Origin of the sequence: Methylobacterium sp. J-078 (genome assembly GCF_022829285.1) — a bacterium.
GTDB lineage: Bacteria > Pseudomonadota > Alphaproteobacteria > Rhizobiales > Beijerinckiaceae > Methylobacterium.
Map to the genome: position 1 here is coordinate 1 of NZ_JAKSYI010000099.1, position 16062 is coordinate 16062.

A 16062-nucleotide genomic window follows, 5' to 3' on the forward strand; every position below is an offset into this window, starting at 1 on the left:
CTTGGTCACCGGCGGCTGCGGCTTCATCGGATCGGCACTGGTCCTGCACCTGGTGCAGGACCTCGGACACGAGGTGGCGACGCTGGACGCGCTGACCTACGCGGCCAACCCGATCTCGCTCCAGCCGCTGGCCGGCAACCCGAAGCACCGACTGGTCGAGGCCGACATCTGCGATCCGGGAGCCGTGCACGCCCTCTACGCCGCGTTCCGGCCCGACGCGGTGATGCACCTGGCCGCCGAGAGCCACGTCGACCGCTCGATCACCGATCCGGGCGCCTTCATCCGCACCAACGTGGTGGGCACCCAGGTGATGCTCGACGGGGCCCGCACCCACTGGGACGGGCTGACCGGCGAGGCCAAGGCGGGTTTTCGCTTCCTGCACGTCTCCACCGACGAGGTCTACGGCTCGCTGCCGCCGGACGGGTTCTTCACCGAGGAGAGCCGCTACGACCCGCGCTCGCCCTACTCGGCCTCGAAGGCGGCCTCCGACCACCTCGCCCGGGCCTGGCACGAGACCTACGGCCTGCCGGTGCTGGTGACGAACTGCTCGAACAATTACGGCCCGCGCCACTTCCCCGAAAAGCTCATCCCGCTGATGATCCTCAACGCGCTGGAGGGCAAGGCTCTGCCCGTCTACGGCGACGGCCTGAACGAGCGCGACTGGATCCATGTCGAGGACCACGCCCGCGGCCTCGTGGCGGTGCTGGAGAAGGGGCGGGTCGGCGAGACCTACCTCCTCGGCGGGCGCTCGGTGCGCAACAACCTCGCGGTGGTCAAGGCGCTCTGCGCCGCCTTCGACCGGTTGCGCCCCGAGCAGGCGCCGCACGACCGCCTGATCACCTACGTCACCGACCGGCCCGGCCACGACCGGCGCTACGCCATCGATCCCGGCAAGGCCGAGGCCGAGGTCGGCTGGCACCCGACCAAGGACTTCGAGCGGGCGCTGGAGGAGACGGTGCGCTGGTACCTCGACAACGAGGCCTGGTGGCGTCCGATCCGCGAGGGTCGCTACACCGGCGAGCGCCTCGGCCTCGGCCTAGCCCCCAAGGAGGCCTGAACCGCGGATGTCGGATCCCATGGACATCCTCATCCTCGGCGGGGCCGGCCAGGTCGGAACCGAGTTGCAGGCCCCCGGCCTCTGGGGGGCGAACGCGCGCCTCCACGCCCCGACCCGCGGCGAACTCGACATCACGGACGGGGCGGCGCTCGCGGCGGCCCTTGGCCAGCGCGCCTACGCGGCGGTGGTCAACACGGCCGCCTACACCGCCGTCGACAAGGCCGAGAGCGAGATCGCCGCCGCCTGGACCCTGAACGCGGTCGCACCGGCGCTGCTGGCCGCCGCCACCGCCAAGGCCGGCATCCCCCTCGTCCACGTCTCCACCGACTACGTCTTCGACGGGACCGGCACGGGTGCCTGCACCCCCGACATGCCGGTGAACCCAAGGAGCGTCTATGGCGCCAGCAAGGCGGCCGGCGAGATGGCGGTGCGCAGCGCCAACCCGCGCCACGCCATCATCCGCACCGCCTGGGTGGTGAGCCCGCACCGGGGCAACTTCGTCAAGACGATGCTGCGGCTCTCGGCCGAGCGCGACCGCCTCAGCGTGGTCGACGACCAGCACGGCAACCCGACCAGCGCGGGCGACCTCGCCGCGGGCCTGGCGGTCATCGCCCAGAGGCTCGGCACCGACCCGGGCGCGCCCACGGGCACGCACCACTTCGTCAACGCGGGCGCCACAACCTGGTGCGGCTTCGCGAAGCGTATCGTCGCGGCCGCCGCCCGGCGCGGGGGACGGGACATTCCCGTCGACCCGATCCCCACCAGCGCCTTCCCGACCCCGGCCCGGCGCCCGGCCAATTCGCAGCTCTCGACGCAGAGCCTAGCGCAAGCCTACGGCCTGACCCCCCGGCCCTGGACTGAGGCGCTGGAGGACATCCTCGACCGGCTGATCGGGCCCGTGCACCAGCCCAAGGAGACACAGGCATGAAGGGCATCGTTCTGGCCGGCGGCACGGGCACGCGCCTGCACCCGGCGACCCTGTCGATCAACAAGCAGCTGCTGCCGGTCTACGACAAGCCGATGATCTACTACCCGGTCTCGGTGCTGATGCTGGCGGGCATCCGCGAGATCCTGATCATCTCCTCACCCGAGCATCTGGACAACTACAAGCGCCTGTTCGGCACGGGCGAGCAGTTCGGGCTGTCCTTCACCTACGCGGTGCAGCCCCGGCCGGAGGGCCTCGCGCAGGCCTTCATCATCGGCGCCGAGTTCGTCGGCGACGACAGCGTCGCGCTGGTGCTCGGCGACAACCTGTTCTTCGGCAACGGCATGAGCGCGTTGCTCAAGCGCGCCCGCGAACGCACGACCGGCGCCACGGTGTTCGCCTACCACGTCGACAATCCGGCGGCCTACGGCGTCGTGACCCTGGACAAGGAGGGCCGCCCCCTGCGGCTCGTCGAGAAGCCGCCGGAGCCGGAGAGCCCCTGGGCGGTGACAGGGCTGTACTTCTACGACAACCAGGTGGTGGACATCGCTGCGGCCGTGAAGCCCTCGGCCCGGGGCGAACTCGAGATCACCAGCATCAACGAGGCCTATCTTGAGCGGGGCCAGCTCCACGTGGAGCGGATGAGCCGGGGCTATGCCTGGCTCGACACGGGCACGCACGACAGCCTGCTGGAGGCCTCCGAGTTCGTGCGCACCCTGCAGCACCGGCAGGGCCTGCAGGTGGCCTGCCTGGAAGAGATCGCCTACCTGCAGGGCTTCATCGGCCAGGAGCAGCTCATCGCCCGCGGCAAGCTCTTCGCCAAGACCGCCTACGGCCAGAACCTCCTCAAGCTCGCCAAGGAAGACCCCGAAACCCTCCTGTCGCGCTGACACGGGGTCACCCCGGGCCGGATCGTCTTCGGCGCCGGACGACCGGCCCTCGCGGGTCACCTTGGTTTCGCACGGCCGCCGTAGGGGGTCTCCCCGACGCGCGGCCGTTCGGCTATAGGACCGATCATGGACAACATCATCCGCCCGACCTTCGGCGCCCCGCGCCGACCGGAACAGCCCGATGCCCGGCGCGTCCAGGTCTTCACGCAGCGCGTCTACGGGGAGGCGAATGGCTGCCGGGTCTGCCTCGTCCACGACGCGGACGCTCCCGAGGGCGACGTCTACAAGGTCGTGGTGGGCTTCCTCTCCGACGACGAGGTCAGCACCGTGGCGATCCTGCCGGCGACGCCGGAAGGGGACACCGATTCCGAGATCGTGGCCCTGGCGATCCTGCGCACCCTCGCCATGCTCGAAACCGGCGCGACACCACCCGGCAGCGCCTGACACGTTCCGCGGATCGCCGGCCCCACGATGACCCGGCGAACCGCACGCGCCTCCTTCGGGAAAGCCACTTGCCTCCTCCGGGAAAGCCATGCTATCGCCCCTCCACCGGAACGGACCGGGGCCGATCCAGGCTGGTGCGATGCACCGATCGGACGGAAACAACCGGATCCATCCTCGAGCCACGCGAGGATTTTGGGGGATAGTTTAACGGTAGAACAGTGGACTCTGACTCCTCTAGTCCAGGTTCGAATCCTGGTCCCCCAGCCAATAAGTTTCGCCCGTTAAGTCAATGACTTAGCGGGCTTTTTCGTGCGCGCGATCTCGCGACATGGCGTTCACCCACGCCGCGATACGCTGTGTTTTGAAAGTTCGTTGCGACCCGGCGTAGGACGATCCACGCAACACGCATGAACACGGACAGGCTGTGGGGCGTCGGCAGTCCGAAGCCGATTCAGTCCGTGAAAGGCCCGCGCTCACCGGATTGGCAGACGCTGGAGGTGTAACTCCTCCGGCGCCGCCCCTGGGTCTCACGCGCAATTGCTCCCAAGGCTCTTTCCCGGGGCCGAAAGTGTCGGCGCCGTCTCAGCGCTGGGCGACTTCCAGGAACTGCGCCCCGGGTGAGGGCCATTCCGCCGACGGCCGACCGCGTCGAGGTTATACGTGCCCGCGTCCGGCTCCGGCCGAGGGAAGCGCCGCACGAGAAGACGGGGCTTGATCCCCTCGACGGCCGAGAGGGAAGGGTGCGGCCGGCGCGCGACTTTCTCCGGCGGGACATCGCGGAGGTCAACATGGAAGCGGATGTCGGATGCCCTGGACATCGGCGCTTGGCCTTGTCTTGCTCTGCCGTCTCATACCAGACCTCGACGATCTCCACTCATCGAGGTCTGCCCGCGCGACGGCACGGCGGCCTTCGTCCGCCGGACCTCCGGCAGACCGACTTATGGGGTCAGACTCAATGAGCTTTGTTACTACCCACTCTGCAAAGAAGCCCCAAGGTATCTTGTTATGATTAGCAAGTGAGAAAAGGTGTCGAGCCGCCGATTGATCGGCGGCTCGAAGCGCCTGAATCAGACCGCGACCCATCCCTGTTGTAGAACCGAAGCGAAATGATCTTGTGCCTCGAAGCTCTGGGTTATGGCTACCGCAACCTCGGCGCGTGACGTTCCATTGCTGAGCGCCGTCATGAAGCCGTCAAAACCAATACTGTCGGGATCGCGTCCGAGCGTGTTTTCGTAGAGCTGATCAATGAAATCGGCGTTGCTCAAACCGATGAATTTGGATTGATACTCGGTTGAGTCGATGAAGGCCTGGGCCGCCTGCGTCGTCGTCGCCCCGCCCTCTAGGAAGCTCTTGAAGTTCAAGACGCCCGCGGCATCGCCCGGACGGTCCAACAGACCGAAGTACATCCGACCGGCCGCAAAAGCTTCTGCATCGGGCACAAAGATCCCGTCCTCATCCACACTCAGGCCGGCAAAGTTCTCCGGCGACAGGGCGATGTTGGCCGCGATTTCCGCGCGGGAGTAGCCGGCGTTCAGAGCAGCGACGTGCGCGTCAAGGCCGCCCTGGTCGGGTGCCCGGCCCAGCGCCGTCTGGTAGATCTCGGTGACGAAGCTGGTATTGCTCTCCGCATTCACGTCGCCAAAGCGAGCGGTATACTCCGCGGAGTGCAGAATGACGTCGGCCACCTGTGCAACCGTGCCGCCGTTCTTCAGACCCTCCGTGAAGTCGATAAGACCAGTGCTGTCGACACTCCGGCCGAGCAGGCCGTCGAAGAGGGCCGCCACCTTCACGCCATTGCTATCGATGCCAGTCTGGACGCTGCCGTAGAGGTCGGGTTGGAAGCCGATGTTGACGTCGGTGAAGCGGAACTGCTCGATGCCCGTCAGGGTGTCGACGCCTTCGGCCCCACTGAAGATCGTGGTCGTGCCGCCCTGGAGGAGGAGCGTATCGGCGAAGCGGGTGGTGAACACGGCCGTGTCGAAGCCCGCGCCGCCGTCGATGGTGTCGTTTCCGCCATGACCCGTCAGCGTGTCGTTGCCGGCATTGCCGACGAGGACGTTCGCCGCCGCATTGCCGGTGATGCTGTCGTTGCCGCTGCCACCCGTCGCATTCTCTATGACGACGCCGTTGGCGATCGTGTAGCCGCCACCGATGAAGGCCGCGTAGCTCAGTACGCCGTAGCCGGTTACCGAGTAATCGAGGGTTGCCGCCGTCAGATCGAGGATCGCATCGCGGGCGCCCTCGTAGCGCATCTCGTCGGTGCCGCCCGTATCCCAGAGGCAGGCCCAGAAAGCCGTGTCGGGCTGGTAGATGATCGACTCGGGGACGCCGACCTCGTTCGGCTCGCCGCGAACGAAGGGATGGGGATCATTCGAGTCGGGCAGAACGTAGACGTTGTCGCCGTTCGCGTAGTTCGTATTGGCACCGTACATGTCCTGGATCGCCGCGATGTCATAAGCCATCGGAGTCGCAGCGAAACCGTGATCGAGGAAGTAATCGTCCGCGACCGGACGCTGCCGTGTGGCCACGACGTCGATGTGCCCCTGCTCGTCGAAGGAGTACCCGTGCAGATACGACATCACGGAGCCGAACATGTGGTTCAGCTCGAGGGTACCGAGGCTGCGCTGCCGGACAGCCGAGGTGTCATCGGCCGTGATGCCGGGGAAGAAGTCGGGATTGAAGGCGCCGGAACCCGGATCGTGCGGATGCTTCAGGCCCAAGCCGTGCCCGGTCTCATGGATGAAGGTCCGGTAGAAGTTTCCACCCGGCTCGAGGTTGTCGGGCGTCCATTGGCGTGTATTCACCGCCTCGAAATTGTAGGTGCCCTGGCTCTTGGCTGTCGTGCTGGTGCTCGGGAGGCTATGCGAAGCGGACACCGTGCCGCCGGCGGTTGCCTGATCCTCAAGGCGTTCGACGAAAAGCGCGGATTCCTGCGTATTCGTCCGAACGAAGTCGACGTTGGCGACGGCTTCCCAACCGAGCACCGCCTTTTCGTAAGCCGCTGTCTCGAAAGGACGCCAGGTATACGGCGTGTTGACCCCACGGGCCGCCTGCGCGGCGGTCTGGGTCAGGGACCCGAAGTAGTAAGGAATGACGACCGGCTGGCTGCCGCCGTCCGCGTTCACGTAATGGCGTCCGTTGTTGATGAATGCATCGATGAAGTCGTTGCCGGTCTCCGGCGAGAGAGCGGTCGCAGAGACGAAATTGGCCGCCAGGGGCGCGGGGGCAGGTTTGTTCGTCGGCAGGCCCAGGGTCGTAAGCGTAATGTCACTCTGATAAGCCATCTTGCAGCATCCCAGTTAGAAATTTGCGAAAAACTTATGGAATTGCATTCCGATACTGAGAAGACCCCTTCTCGAATCGATGAGGCATCCAAATCCCGCGACCGCCATCGTAAGGCGGCCGCACATCCATCGATCTCGAGACCGATGAGCAGCAAGCAACCAGAGGCATTTCGCGGGATCGCGCGTGCGTAGCCTCCCTAACCCTCCCGCTGATCCTGCGCCGACGAGAGTCGTTCTCACGACGCTGGAAGATCACCTATCGGTGTTGGATATTCATAGCGTTGCATCAGCCTGTGATTGCGACCCAAGTCAGCACACAAGCAGGCGAGGAAATCTTCTGCTTCCCCAAGCTTGACGAAAAGGAAACTAGCAGTCGGCGATAGATTGTCGAGCACAAAAGGCGAATTTTTTCGATTTCTTAGGATTGCAGAGATCGTTAACGGCGGGCCGACAAGATATTCAGCATTGCCTGCATCTTCGATCATCATTTGAGCGACACTCAGGCAGTGGCAGCCCATTGATCAATGAGGATCGATCGATCCGTACGCGCCGGCGAGACGGATTGATGACAAGCAGATCACCGACAGATACTTCGCAGCGCCGAAAATCTATCCAGAGATCCGATCGTCGAGGGTGAATTTTGAAAGGTCCAGCGCGATTGATGCGATATGGCGTTTGTTTTTCGACGGTCGGCGCTCCTATGCTCGCGGACATCGCACCGATCACGCGCAGGACGGACACCCGTCACATCGAGGGTCGGCATCTTTGAGTCAGGCTACGTTCAAGATTCTGTGAGCGCAAGTGGAACGCTTGAAAATTTAGGCAGGAAGATTGGCGTACGGTAGTTTTTCCAACGTCGAACGAACGTCCGCCGAGAGTACGATGCCATGACCCAGCGTCCTGTCGACGAGGCGCGCGCATTCCTTGAACGAGGGTTGCTGACGGAAGCCGTGGCGATACTGCGAGCCTTAGAACAGTGCACGGATCCAGATCCGGATGTTCTCGCGCTGCTCGGGGTTGCACGAGCCATGCAAGGTCAGCTTGTGGAGGCAGAGGGATACGTCCGCGCCGCTCTTCGCGTCGCTCCCCATGTCGCGAGCCTGCACTGCAACCTCGGCAACCTGCTGCGTGAGCAGGGGCGGTTCGGTGAGGCTGAAGCCTGCCTTCGGCAAGCACTCGCGTTGCGGCCGAACTACGTCGACGCGCGCAACAACCTGGGCGCGACGCAGCGCGCGCTCGGCCGCCTCGACGACGCGGAGGCGAGTTTCCGAGACGCGTTGCGCCTGCAGCCGAACCTCGCCTCGGCCCTGAAGAACCTCGGCGCCCTGCTCCTGACTCAGAAGCGATTTGCCGAAGCGGGCCCCGTCTGGGCTGCCCTGACGCGCCTTCAGCCGCTGGACCTGGATGGACAGGTCGCCCTCGCGCAGTGCCTGCGGGGCTGCGGTCGCCTCCCCCAAGCCGAAACCATTCTGAGCCGCGTGCTCGATGTCGCGCCCGCGCATGTGGCGGCACTGATCGAACAGGGGAGCACGCATTACGCATCCGGTCGATTCGACGAGGCCGGACGGTCCTGGCGATCGGCCGCTGCGCTGGACCCCCAGGCGGTCGAGGCGGCCCACGGCCTCGGGGTCCTCGCCGCACGGGCAGGCGATTACGCAGATGCGGAAACCCATTTGCGGAGGGCGATCACGCCCGAGGGCCCTTACCCGGAGGCCCTGAACTCGCTCGGCGACGTCCTGCGGAATCTCGGCCGGTTCGAGGAGGCCGAATCCCTGCTGCGGATGGCATTGGAGCTTCGTCCCGCCTACCCGGAGGCCCAGGTCAGCCTTGCGTTTCTTCTTCTGCAGACGGGGCGCCCATCCGAAGGCTGGGCCGCGTACGAGGCGCGCTGGCAGGTCGAGCCGTGGATCTCCCAGGCGCGTCACGCGCACCTCCCGCCGTGGTCGGGAGAAGCGATCGCGGGCAAGACCCTCCTCGTCCATGCCGAGCAGGGTCTCGGCGACACGCTGCAATTCGTTCGTTACATAAACGCGCTCCCGTCCGGCGCGCGGATTCTGCTTCAGGTCCAGGCTCCGCTCGTCCGGCTGCTCACCAGCCAGTTCGCGGGCCGAACCATCGACATCATCGGTCCGGAACACCGGGTCGACCACGCCGACTACCAGGTGCCGCTGCTCAGCCTCCCGCATCGCCTCGGCGGGGCGCCGGCCGATCTGACGGCCGGGTCCCGATCCCTGACCGCAGATCCGCAGAACGTTGCCGTCTGGCGGGCACGGCTCTCCGGTCTCCAGGGCCTGCGCGTCGGTCTGGTCTGGGCCGGCAATCCGACCCTGACGGCGGATGCCCGGCGCTCCATCGGCCTCGACGCGCTCGCGCCCCTCGGTGGAATCGCGGGACTCCGTCTCGTCTCCCTCCAATGGGGCGCAGGCCTTCGGGATGTCCCGGCCGGCCTCGACCTCTACGACGCGGCAGCGCACGTCTCGGATCTGGCCGATACCGCCGCCGCCATCGCCTGCCTCGATCTCGTCATCGGCGTCGATACCGCCGTGGCGCATCTCGCGGCGTCCCTGGGACGGCCGGTCTGGCTCCTGAACCGGCGCGACACCTGCTGGCGCTGGGGTCCGGACGAGGGTGCCAACGCCTGGTACCCCACGCTCCGCGAATATCGCCAGGTCCGCCAGGGCGAATGGAGCCCCGTCGTCGCGCGCGTCTGCGAGGACCTTCGAGACGCCGTTCGCCGGGGCGCGGTGTGACCCGGTGCTCTACCCGAGGAGGCCGGACAAGCTCCGGCTGCCGTACAGGATGGCGCTGGTGAGGTGATAGAGACTGCTCGCCTTGACGATCCGGGTGCCCCCTTCGCCGCCGGGCTCGATCCGCTCGCGCCACAACCCGCGCGGCTCGGACAGGAAGAAGCCTTGCAGGACACCGTAGGCGCGCAAGAGTTCGCCGACGTCGCGATCGGTTCGGCAGATCTCGGCCTTCAGGGCTTCCGCCTGTGGCCAGAGACTGTATCCCGCGTTGCGGATGGTCCCGTCGCTCCACACATCGTCCAGGATTTCGCACCGGCCGGCACCGCGACCGAACAGGCGCGTGAAGCCTCGGAGCGCTTCCGCAACCGCCGCGCATCGCGCCCGCCGGCCGGGATGGAGATCCGGCAGATCGGTGTAACGGGCGAGCAGCCAGATCCATTCCTGATGATGACCGGGCTCGACGATGAAACGGCCGGCTTCGAGGTGCGGCCGCCAGCTATCGTCGAAGTATTCCGGCAAGGCTCGCGCTCCGTCCTGGAACAGACGATCGAGCAGGAGGTCCACGATCTCGGATGCGCGCAGGAGAAAGAGCTCGTCCCGAAAGCTTTCGCCGGCGGCGAGCAGGGCTTCGAGCAGGTGCATGTGCGGGTTCTGCCGCCTCGGAAGCCGAGGGGGCAGTCCCTCCAGGAAACCGGCGCCCCCGGGATGCCGCAGGGATGTGTCGAGGACGCGAAGGAGGGCGTGGGCCTCGCCCCTCAGTCGCCCGGAGGGCTGTGCCGCGTGGGCGGATGCCAGCGCCAGCAGGACGAAAGCCTGATCGTACAGGTCGACGCGCGCGTCGATGACGGCGCCCCGCAGATCGCAGCGGGTTGCGTAGGCCCCCTCGGCCAGGGCGAAATTCGCGCGGATGGCCCGCAGCCCCAATTCGACGGCCTCATGGGCCATGGGCAGGCCCGCTATTGCCGCGTGGCTGAAGGCGTAGACCTGGCGCGCCGCCACCCGGAGGCGGCGAAAATCCGCGTCGCAGGTCAGGGTCACGGGGCAGAGGTGCTCATGGAAGCCGCCCCGATCCCAGTCCACGCCGTGGGTCAGCCAAAGCGGCCAGGCCTCGCCCCGAAGCCAGCGGTCGCTGGCCTCGACCGCCCGCCTCAGCGCTGCGCCGCACGGCTCAGTCAAGGGCTGCCACGCGCGTCCATGCCAGGATCAGATCGGTCGCGCCGGCGAGGTCGCCGGCGCTATGGGTCTCGGCCCCGGCCTCCCGCCCGCCGACCGCCCCGAGCAGGATCCGGTGTCCCACCCCGGCATCGCGGGCCGCGATCATGTCCGTCGCGCGGTCACCGACCATGATGCTGTTCGCCAGGTCGCTCGCGAACAGGTCTTCCGCCGCCCGGATCATGCCCGGACTGGGTTTCCGCCACCCGGCGGCCGGTCCCGTCTCCCAGGGCGCGGCCCCGCAGACGAGAACGGCGTCGAGATGGGCACCGCCGCCCGCCAGGAGGGCCTCGACGCGATCCTGGACGGCCTCCAGGGCGGCGGCGTCGAAGTATCCGCGGCCCAGTCCGCTCTGATTGGAGACCACGATCACCGGCCAACCCGCCCGGTTCATCGTCCGAATGGCATCGGATGCGCCGGGCAGAAGGGCCACGTCCGCCGGGCGCGCGACGTATCCGGTATCCCTGATGATCACGCCATCGCGGTCGAGGAACAGGGCGGGCGCTCCGGGTCGGAGGGGTCGGCTCCGGCGCCAGCCATTGAGCGCCCCGACACTCAGGATCGGTGCCACTTCGCGTCCCGTCCGCTAGCTCGACCGGATGCGTCGAATGATGGACGTCGTGCTGATCTCGGGGCGTCGTCCGATCAGGATGACCTGCCCGCCCTGCGCCTCGACGCTGGCGCGTCCGACGACATCCGCCATCGCGTAATCGGATCCCTTGAACAGGTAGTGCGGCGCGGCCGCCTCGATCACCCTCAGGGGGGTCGGCTCGTCGAACACGATCAGGGCGCTGACCGTCTCGAGGGCCGTGAGCATCACGGCTCGGGACGCGGCATCCATGATGGGGCGTGTCGCGCCCTTGAGGGTCCGGATCGAGGCATCGCTGTTCATCGCCACGACCAGACGGTCCACCTGCCCGGAAGCTTCCGCCAGCAGGGCGACATGCCCCGGATGGAGCAGATCGAAGCAGCCATTCGTCAATCCGACCGACAAACCGGCCCGCTTCCAGGCCTGAACGCGATCGACGAGCGCATCGAGACTCGGGATCACCTTGCTGGCCGGCGCCGTCCGCGCCGCGCCGCGGAGGCAGTCATCGACGTCCTGCCGCGTCGGTGCGGCGGTCCCCGGCCTCCCGACGACGACGGCGGCGGCGGCATTGGCCCATCGCACCGCCTGCCGCAGCTCGGCCCCGGCGCTGATCGCGACGGCGAGCGTCGACAGGATCGTGTCACCCGCGCCGGACACGTCCTTGACGGACCGGGCCAGGGCCGGAAGGCGCAGGTCCGTCTGCCCCGACCGGACGAGGTGCACGCCGGACGCGTGACGCTTGACCAGAACGTCGGCGATCCCCGTGCGCCGCGACAGCGCCCGGGCGGCGGCTTCGACCTCCCCGTCATCCTGGGGCACATCCGTCCCGATGGCGGTGCCGAGTTCCGCGAGATTCGGCGTGATCAGCGTCGCGCCGCGATATCGCTCGAACCGGTCGCCCTTCGGATCGACGAGCACGGCCATGCCGCGGTCGCGTGCCATCCCGATCAGATCCTGGATCGTCCGGTCCGAGAGCGCCCCCTTCCCGTAATCGGACAGGACGAGGACGCCGCATCCCGCCATCTCCGCCTGCGCGAGGTCCCTGAGCCGGGCTGCGACCTCGGGAGACGGGACGTCGGGCGTCTCCCGATCCACGCGTAAGAGGTGCGCGTGATGCGGGGAACTGACGAAGCGGGTCTTCAGCGTCGTCCGGCGGGCCGGGTCCCGGGCAAAGCGCGGGGCGATGCTGTCCCACGCTGCCAGCGCCTCCCGCAGGAGATCGGCCTCCGCGTCCTCGCCCACCAGCCCGACGAGCGTGCAGGCGCCGTCCAGGGCAGCGATGTTGACCGCGACATTCGCAGCCCCACCCGGCATCTGTTCCTCGGCATCCGACGACAGAATCATGGCAGACGCTTCGGGAGAAATCCGTTTCACTTGACCGTAGACGAAACGGTCGAGCATCAGATCTCCGACAACCAGAACGCGCCGGTCAGGGCGCACACCGCCGAATCTCGCCCCAGAACCCATAAAAACCCGATCTTTATAGATCTCAGAATTTCAAACCATGATTTTATTGCGATTTCGTCGTTCTATAGCTATCGACGCCTCGAAATCAGAAGACTCTTCCGCTCGTGCCTTCCAATGCCCCATTCGGAGATCCGTGCATCGAACCCGGAAGACGTACGCCGCGACGTTGCACGACCGCCCAAAGGCCCAAGTCCCTCGTCGCGTAATGGCGCCGACATGATGCCTGATCGATAGGGTGGTTCAAGCAGGAACTTTGCGCGCCCAACGTTCCGCACCGCGCGTGTCGCTGTCCTGGAACCTGCCGGTACGATGATGACCTGAGCCGTTCATGGCGAAAGCGCCGATGAGACTCGGGACGCGGCATCCAATACGTATTGATACGACGCTTGCCGGAGGAGGCCGACCACCCTGGGGGCCTGCGCGCGTCAACATCGATGCCGGTTGCCTTGAGCGATCCAGCGATCGCTCGGGCCGCGCGGTCGGCGACGAGGGACGGCCGCGATCAGACCCGTTGTGCTTCGTCGGAATGCACTCTAGGCCGCCGGCTGCTCCGCACGCGGCGGCATCGCCGCGACGCTGTCGAGGACGACCGTCTCTTCGAGGAGACCGCGATCGAACAGCTGCTGCACGAGGTTCGCCGCAACGAAGAGATCGCATCCTCCCTCGATCAGGGCGGCCCGGGCGCCGCCGGCCGTGTGGGCTCCGGCATGGATCAGTTCGCCGAGGCGCCGCTTCTCGCGCGAACCCGTGAAGGTGAACCGGGCCCCCCGCGAGACGAGTTCGAAACCGTCGTCGCCGGGCCGGTAGGCGAGATCCGCGCGGAAGCGAAGCCGGTGGTCCGGGCGCGGAGCCGACGGCATGTGGCGCGCGATCAGGTCTTCGATCCCTGTCCTGAAATCCGCCGCGGACGTGAAGGGGCGGGTCTCGTAGGTGCGATAGCCCTGCGGCCAGCGCTCGCTGGCGGGAACGGGCGTCACGAGCCGGAGCGTGCGGTCCACCATGTTGACGAGGAAGCCGCTGACGCAGGCGATCGTCGCGTCCGCCACGCGGCGCCGCGACTCCGATTCTGCGCGGATGGCCGGCGTCCGCTCGCGTGCACGCCCGGCGAAGGTCCGGGGCGTGTCGGATTCGGGATTCTGCAGTACGAGTTCGACGTTGAGCAGTTCATCGGCCGTGAAGGTGGCGTGAACGCGATCGAGGGTCTTCAGATTCAGGATCGAGAACCGGTCCGGCACGGACCCGTACGCATCCTGCAGGGCCAGGATACGGCGCGTGAGGACGATGTTCTTGAGCGGCGCGGCCGTGGTCGTCTGCGGAAGCGTGCCGGTCGCGCGCAGGAAATCTTCGATGAAGTCCGCATAGTCCGGGTTGTCGCACGGATCCGTGCCCCAGTAGCAGAAGCCCTGCTGCGCCGCTGGGCCGAACAGCGCGACGGAGGCCGCCAACATCTCCTGCCAGAGCTGGGCATTCTCGGCTGTGTAGCGGAAGTTGCCGCGGAACTGCTCCGCCGATATCCCGCAGAACCAGCACCCCATGGTGCAGCCGGCCGAGAGCTCGAAGGCCAGGATCGGGTGGGAGAGGCCGGAACCCGACGCACCGAGTTCGTTATTGCAGCGCCGGATCTGACGCTGCCGCCACGCGTCGAAAGCCGGGTTCTCGCGGGCACATCGGCCGAGTTCGCGATGCGTGTCGGCGTAGCTGCGCAGCGTTTTGGCGTGCTCGAACCACAGGCTGGCGAGGGGCCAGCGCCCGCCCCATTCCTCTGGGGCCAGTCCGGTAAAATCCGGGTGATAGAGCGGGAGGAGTTCGCGCGGATCGATCGTGATGCCGTACCGCGCGACGAGGGTGCCAGCCCCGATCTCGCCCGCGATCAGGCCGCGGCGAAACTCCGCGTCGCCCTTGAAGCGTTCGGACAGGCGCTTGAGCGCAGCGATCAGCCGCCGCTCCTCGCTGCTGCGGCCCGCCAGGGATGGCGCCGGGTTCCGAGCCGTCGAAACGAGTGGCATGCGCCCGCCGATCTCTCTCGGGGTCATCGACATCGTCAAAAGTGCACGAGGACGCCGCTTCCCCGAGGATCACCGATGAAGACCCAGAACGAGGCCCGACCGCCGGCGACCTGATCGAGCTCTTCTTCCGAGAGTTGCGACCCGTGCTCGGCGATGCGTCCCTCGACGTCCGCGAGCGTCAAGCCGTAACCCTTCGCTTGCGCGGCATCGACGATCGCGCCGAGATCCTTACCCTTCTCGGCGAATTGCCCGCGCAGGGATGCGTCCGCTCTGAGGTCGGCCGTGAATCGTTCAAGTTCCGATGCGCTCATGTCTGGGTCCTACCGATCACGATTCATTGCATCTCGAACACTGGGCAGGCTCAGCCTGTCCGGGTGGGGCGTCAGAGTCTTGAGCCGATGATCGCTCGAGCCCGACGGGTCGTGGGCCTTTCGGTAGCCCGGGGACCGGCCATCGCTCGCGACGCCGATCGATGCCTGAGACAAGATCCCGATGTCGGACGTCGCGCCGCGTCGTCCAAAACGCGGCACAGAAGCCGACCAGCCTCGTTGCGGACGAGGGACGCTCACCAGTGGACGTAGACCATGTTGTCGCCGCTTCTGATGATGATCGTGAAGGAAGAAGGCCGGCCGCCAGCGACCGTGTTGAGCTCTTCTTCGGACAGCTGCGAGTCATGCTCGGCGATACGCGCTTGCACATCGTCGACGGTGAAGTCGTAGCCCTTCGCCTGCGCGGCCTCGACGAGCGCGCCGAGATCTTTGCCGCTCCCGGCGAACTGCTCCTGTAGAGCAGTGTCCGCCTTCAGGTCGGTCGAGAATCGATCGAGTTCCGAAATGCTCACCCTAAGACCCCTTCTCGTTCAGACGATTCGATTTTGCTATCGAGGGCAATGGATAAAAGCAGGCGCTCCGCAATCGATACTACGTTTTCAATTGCAGACTTAATCCACCAGGACTCAGAACAACATTTCGATAAAAATCAATTGTCCGACAAGCCGAACTCAAGACCACCGCAATGGTGGCGCCCGCTTAATGCAGCTCGTGCAGACGCCTCATCCCGAGGTCCGTCCCTCCCGGATCAAGGCAGCAGACCCGGTCACCAGTGGATGAACACGCCGCCGCGGCCATCCATGATGAAGACCGTGCCCGCTCTGGCCCGCCCGCCCGAGACTGTCTCGAGTTCCGATTCAGAGAGTTCGCCGTCCTGCTCGGCGAGCCGCCCCCGCACGTCTTCGAGCGTAAAACCATAGCCGCTTGCCTGCGCGGACTCGACGATCGCGCCGAGATCATTGCTTTTCTCAGCGAACTGGTCTCGCAGCGCGCCGTCCGACTTCAGATCGGCCGAGAAACGATCGAGTTCCGAGGCGCTCATGTCGAAGCCTTTCCAGTCCAAACGCGACCGATCAGTCCAAAACCAGGCCAATCTGAGTGAGTCGCCGACG

General features: G+C 66.4%; 14 protein-coding genes and 1 tRNA gene. 6 read left to right on the forward strand and 9 right to left on the reverse strand.

The features are described from left to right. Window position 1 precedes the first annotated feature (1 nt). The 5 genes from rfbB (at window position 2) to MKK58_RS15580 (ending at window position 3583) form a co-directional block, all read left to right on the forward strand. Window positions 2-1057 (forward strand): dTDP-glucose 4,6-dehydratase, encoded by a 1056-nt coding sequence (gene rfbB / locus MKK58_RS15560; RefSeq protein WP_243912910.1) that lies wholly within the window; start codon window positions 2-4, stop codon window positions 1055-1057. Window positions 1058-1076: 19 nt separating this feature from the next. Beyond that, on the forward strand, window positions 1077-1985 hold the full coding sequence (gene rfbD, locus MKK58_RS15565; protein WP_243912911.1) for a dTDP-4-dehydrorhamnose reductase: 909 nt from the start codon (window positions 1077-1079) through the stop codon (window positions 1983-1985). Next, a complete protein-coding gene (gene rfbA, locus MKK58_RS15570) occupies window positions 1982-2872 on the forward strand; it encodes a glucose-1-phosphate thymidylyltransferase RfbA (protein WP_238275829.1) in 891 nt (296 codons plus the stop codon). Before rfbD ends, rfbA begins: the two co-directional genes overlap by 4 nt. A 126-nt stretch (window positions 2873-2998) precedes the next feature. Continuing rightward, complete coding sequence (locus MKK58_RS15575; RefSeq protein ID WP_243912912.1) at window positions 2999-3316, forward strand: hypothetical protein; 318 nt, start codon at window positions 2999-3001, stop codon at window positions 3314-3316. A gap of 193 nt (window positions 3317-3509) precedes the next feature. After that, a tRNA-Gln gene (locus MKK58_RS15580) sits at window positions 3510-3583 on the forward strand. Between the two features lie 800 nt (window positions 3584-4383). Here MKK58_RS15580 and MKK58_RS15585 read toward each other — a convergent pair. Further along, window positions 4384-6600: a DUF4214 domain-containing protein gene (locus MKK58_RS15585; protein WP_243912913.1), complete on the reverse strand. Its 2217-nt coding sequence runs from the start codon at window positions 6598-6600 to the stop codon at window positions 4384-4386. Between the two features lie 236 nt (window positions 6601-6836). Further along, a complete protein-coding gene (locus MKK58_RS15590) occupies window positions 6837-7088 on the reverse strand; it encodes a hypothetical protein (protein ID WP_243912914.1) in 252 nt (83 codons plus the stop codon). Between the two features lie 399 nt (window positions 7089-7487). On the opposite strand from MKK58_RS15590, the gene MKK58_RS15595 reads away from it, so the two are divergent. Further along, window positions 7488-9350 (forward strand): tetratricopeptide repeat protein, encoded by a 1863-nt coding sequence (locus tag MKK58_RS15595; RefSeq protein ID WP_243912915.1) that lies wholly within the window; start codon window positions 7488-7490, stop codon window positions 9348-9350. A gap of 9 nt (window positions 9351-9359) precedes the next feature. On the opposite strand, the gene MKK58_RS15600 is transcribed toward MKK58_RS15595, so the two are convergent. The 7 genes from MKK58_RS15600 to MKK58_RS15630 form a co-directional block, all read right to left on the reverse strand. Beyond that, the gene (locus MKK58_RS15600) at window positions 9360-10523 is read right to left on the reverse strand and encodes an AGE family epimerase/isomerase (RefSeq protein WP_243912916.1); all 1164 of its coding nucleotides are present in this window, start codon (window positions 10521-10523) and stop codon (window positions 9360-9362) included. Then, a complete protein-coding gene (locus tag MKK58_RS15605; RefSeq protein WP_243912917.1) occupies window positions 10516-11130 on the reverse strand; it encodes a D-glycero-alpha-D-manno-heptose-1,7-bisphosphate 7-phosphatase in 615 nt (204 codons plus the stop codon). Before MKK58_RS15605 ends, MKK58_RS15600 begins: the two co-directional genes overlap by 8 nt. Before the next feature lie 15 nt (window positions 11131-11145). Next, on the reverse strand, window positions 11146-12615 hold the full coding sequence (locus MKK58_RS15610) for a PfkB family carbohydrate kinase (RefSeq protein ID WP_279578402.1): 1470 nt from the start codon (window positions 12613-12615) through the stop codon (window positions 11146-11148). Window positions 12616-13148: 533 nt separating this feature from the next. Continuing rightward, the gene (locus MKK58_RS15615; protein ID WP_243912919.1) at window positions 13149-14621 is read right to left on the reverse strand and encodes a radical SAM family RiPP maturation amino acid epimerase; all 1473 of its coding nucleotides are present in this window, start codon (window positions 14619-14621) and stop codon (window positions 13149-13151) included. A gap of 35 nt (window positions 14622-14656) precedes the next feature. Next, on the reverse strand, window positions 14657-14932 hold the full coding sequence (locus tag MKK58_RS15620) for a Nif11-like leader peptide family RiPP precursor (RefSeq protein ID WP_243912920.1): 276 nt from the start codon (window positions 14930-14932) through the stop codon (window positions 14657-14659). Between the two features lie 254 nt (window positions 14933-15186). Further along, window positions 15187-15462 carry a Nif11-like leader peptide family RiPP precursor gene (locus MKK58_RS15625; RefSeq protein ID WP_243912921.1) on the reverse strand — a complete coding sequence of 92 codons (276 nt, stop codon included), beginning with the start codon at window positions 15460-15462 and terminating at the stop codon, window positions 15187-15189. 254 nt (window positions 15463-15716) lie between these two features. After that, complete coding sequence (locus MKK58_RS15630) at window positions 15717-15992, reverse strand: Nif11-like leader peptide family RiPP precursor (RefSeq protein WP_243912922.1); 276 nt, start codon at window positions 15990-15992, stop codon at window positions 15717-15719. Window positions 15993-16062 lie beyond the last annotated feature (70 nt).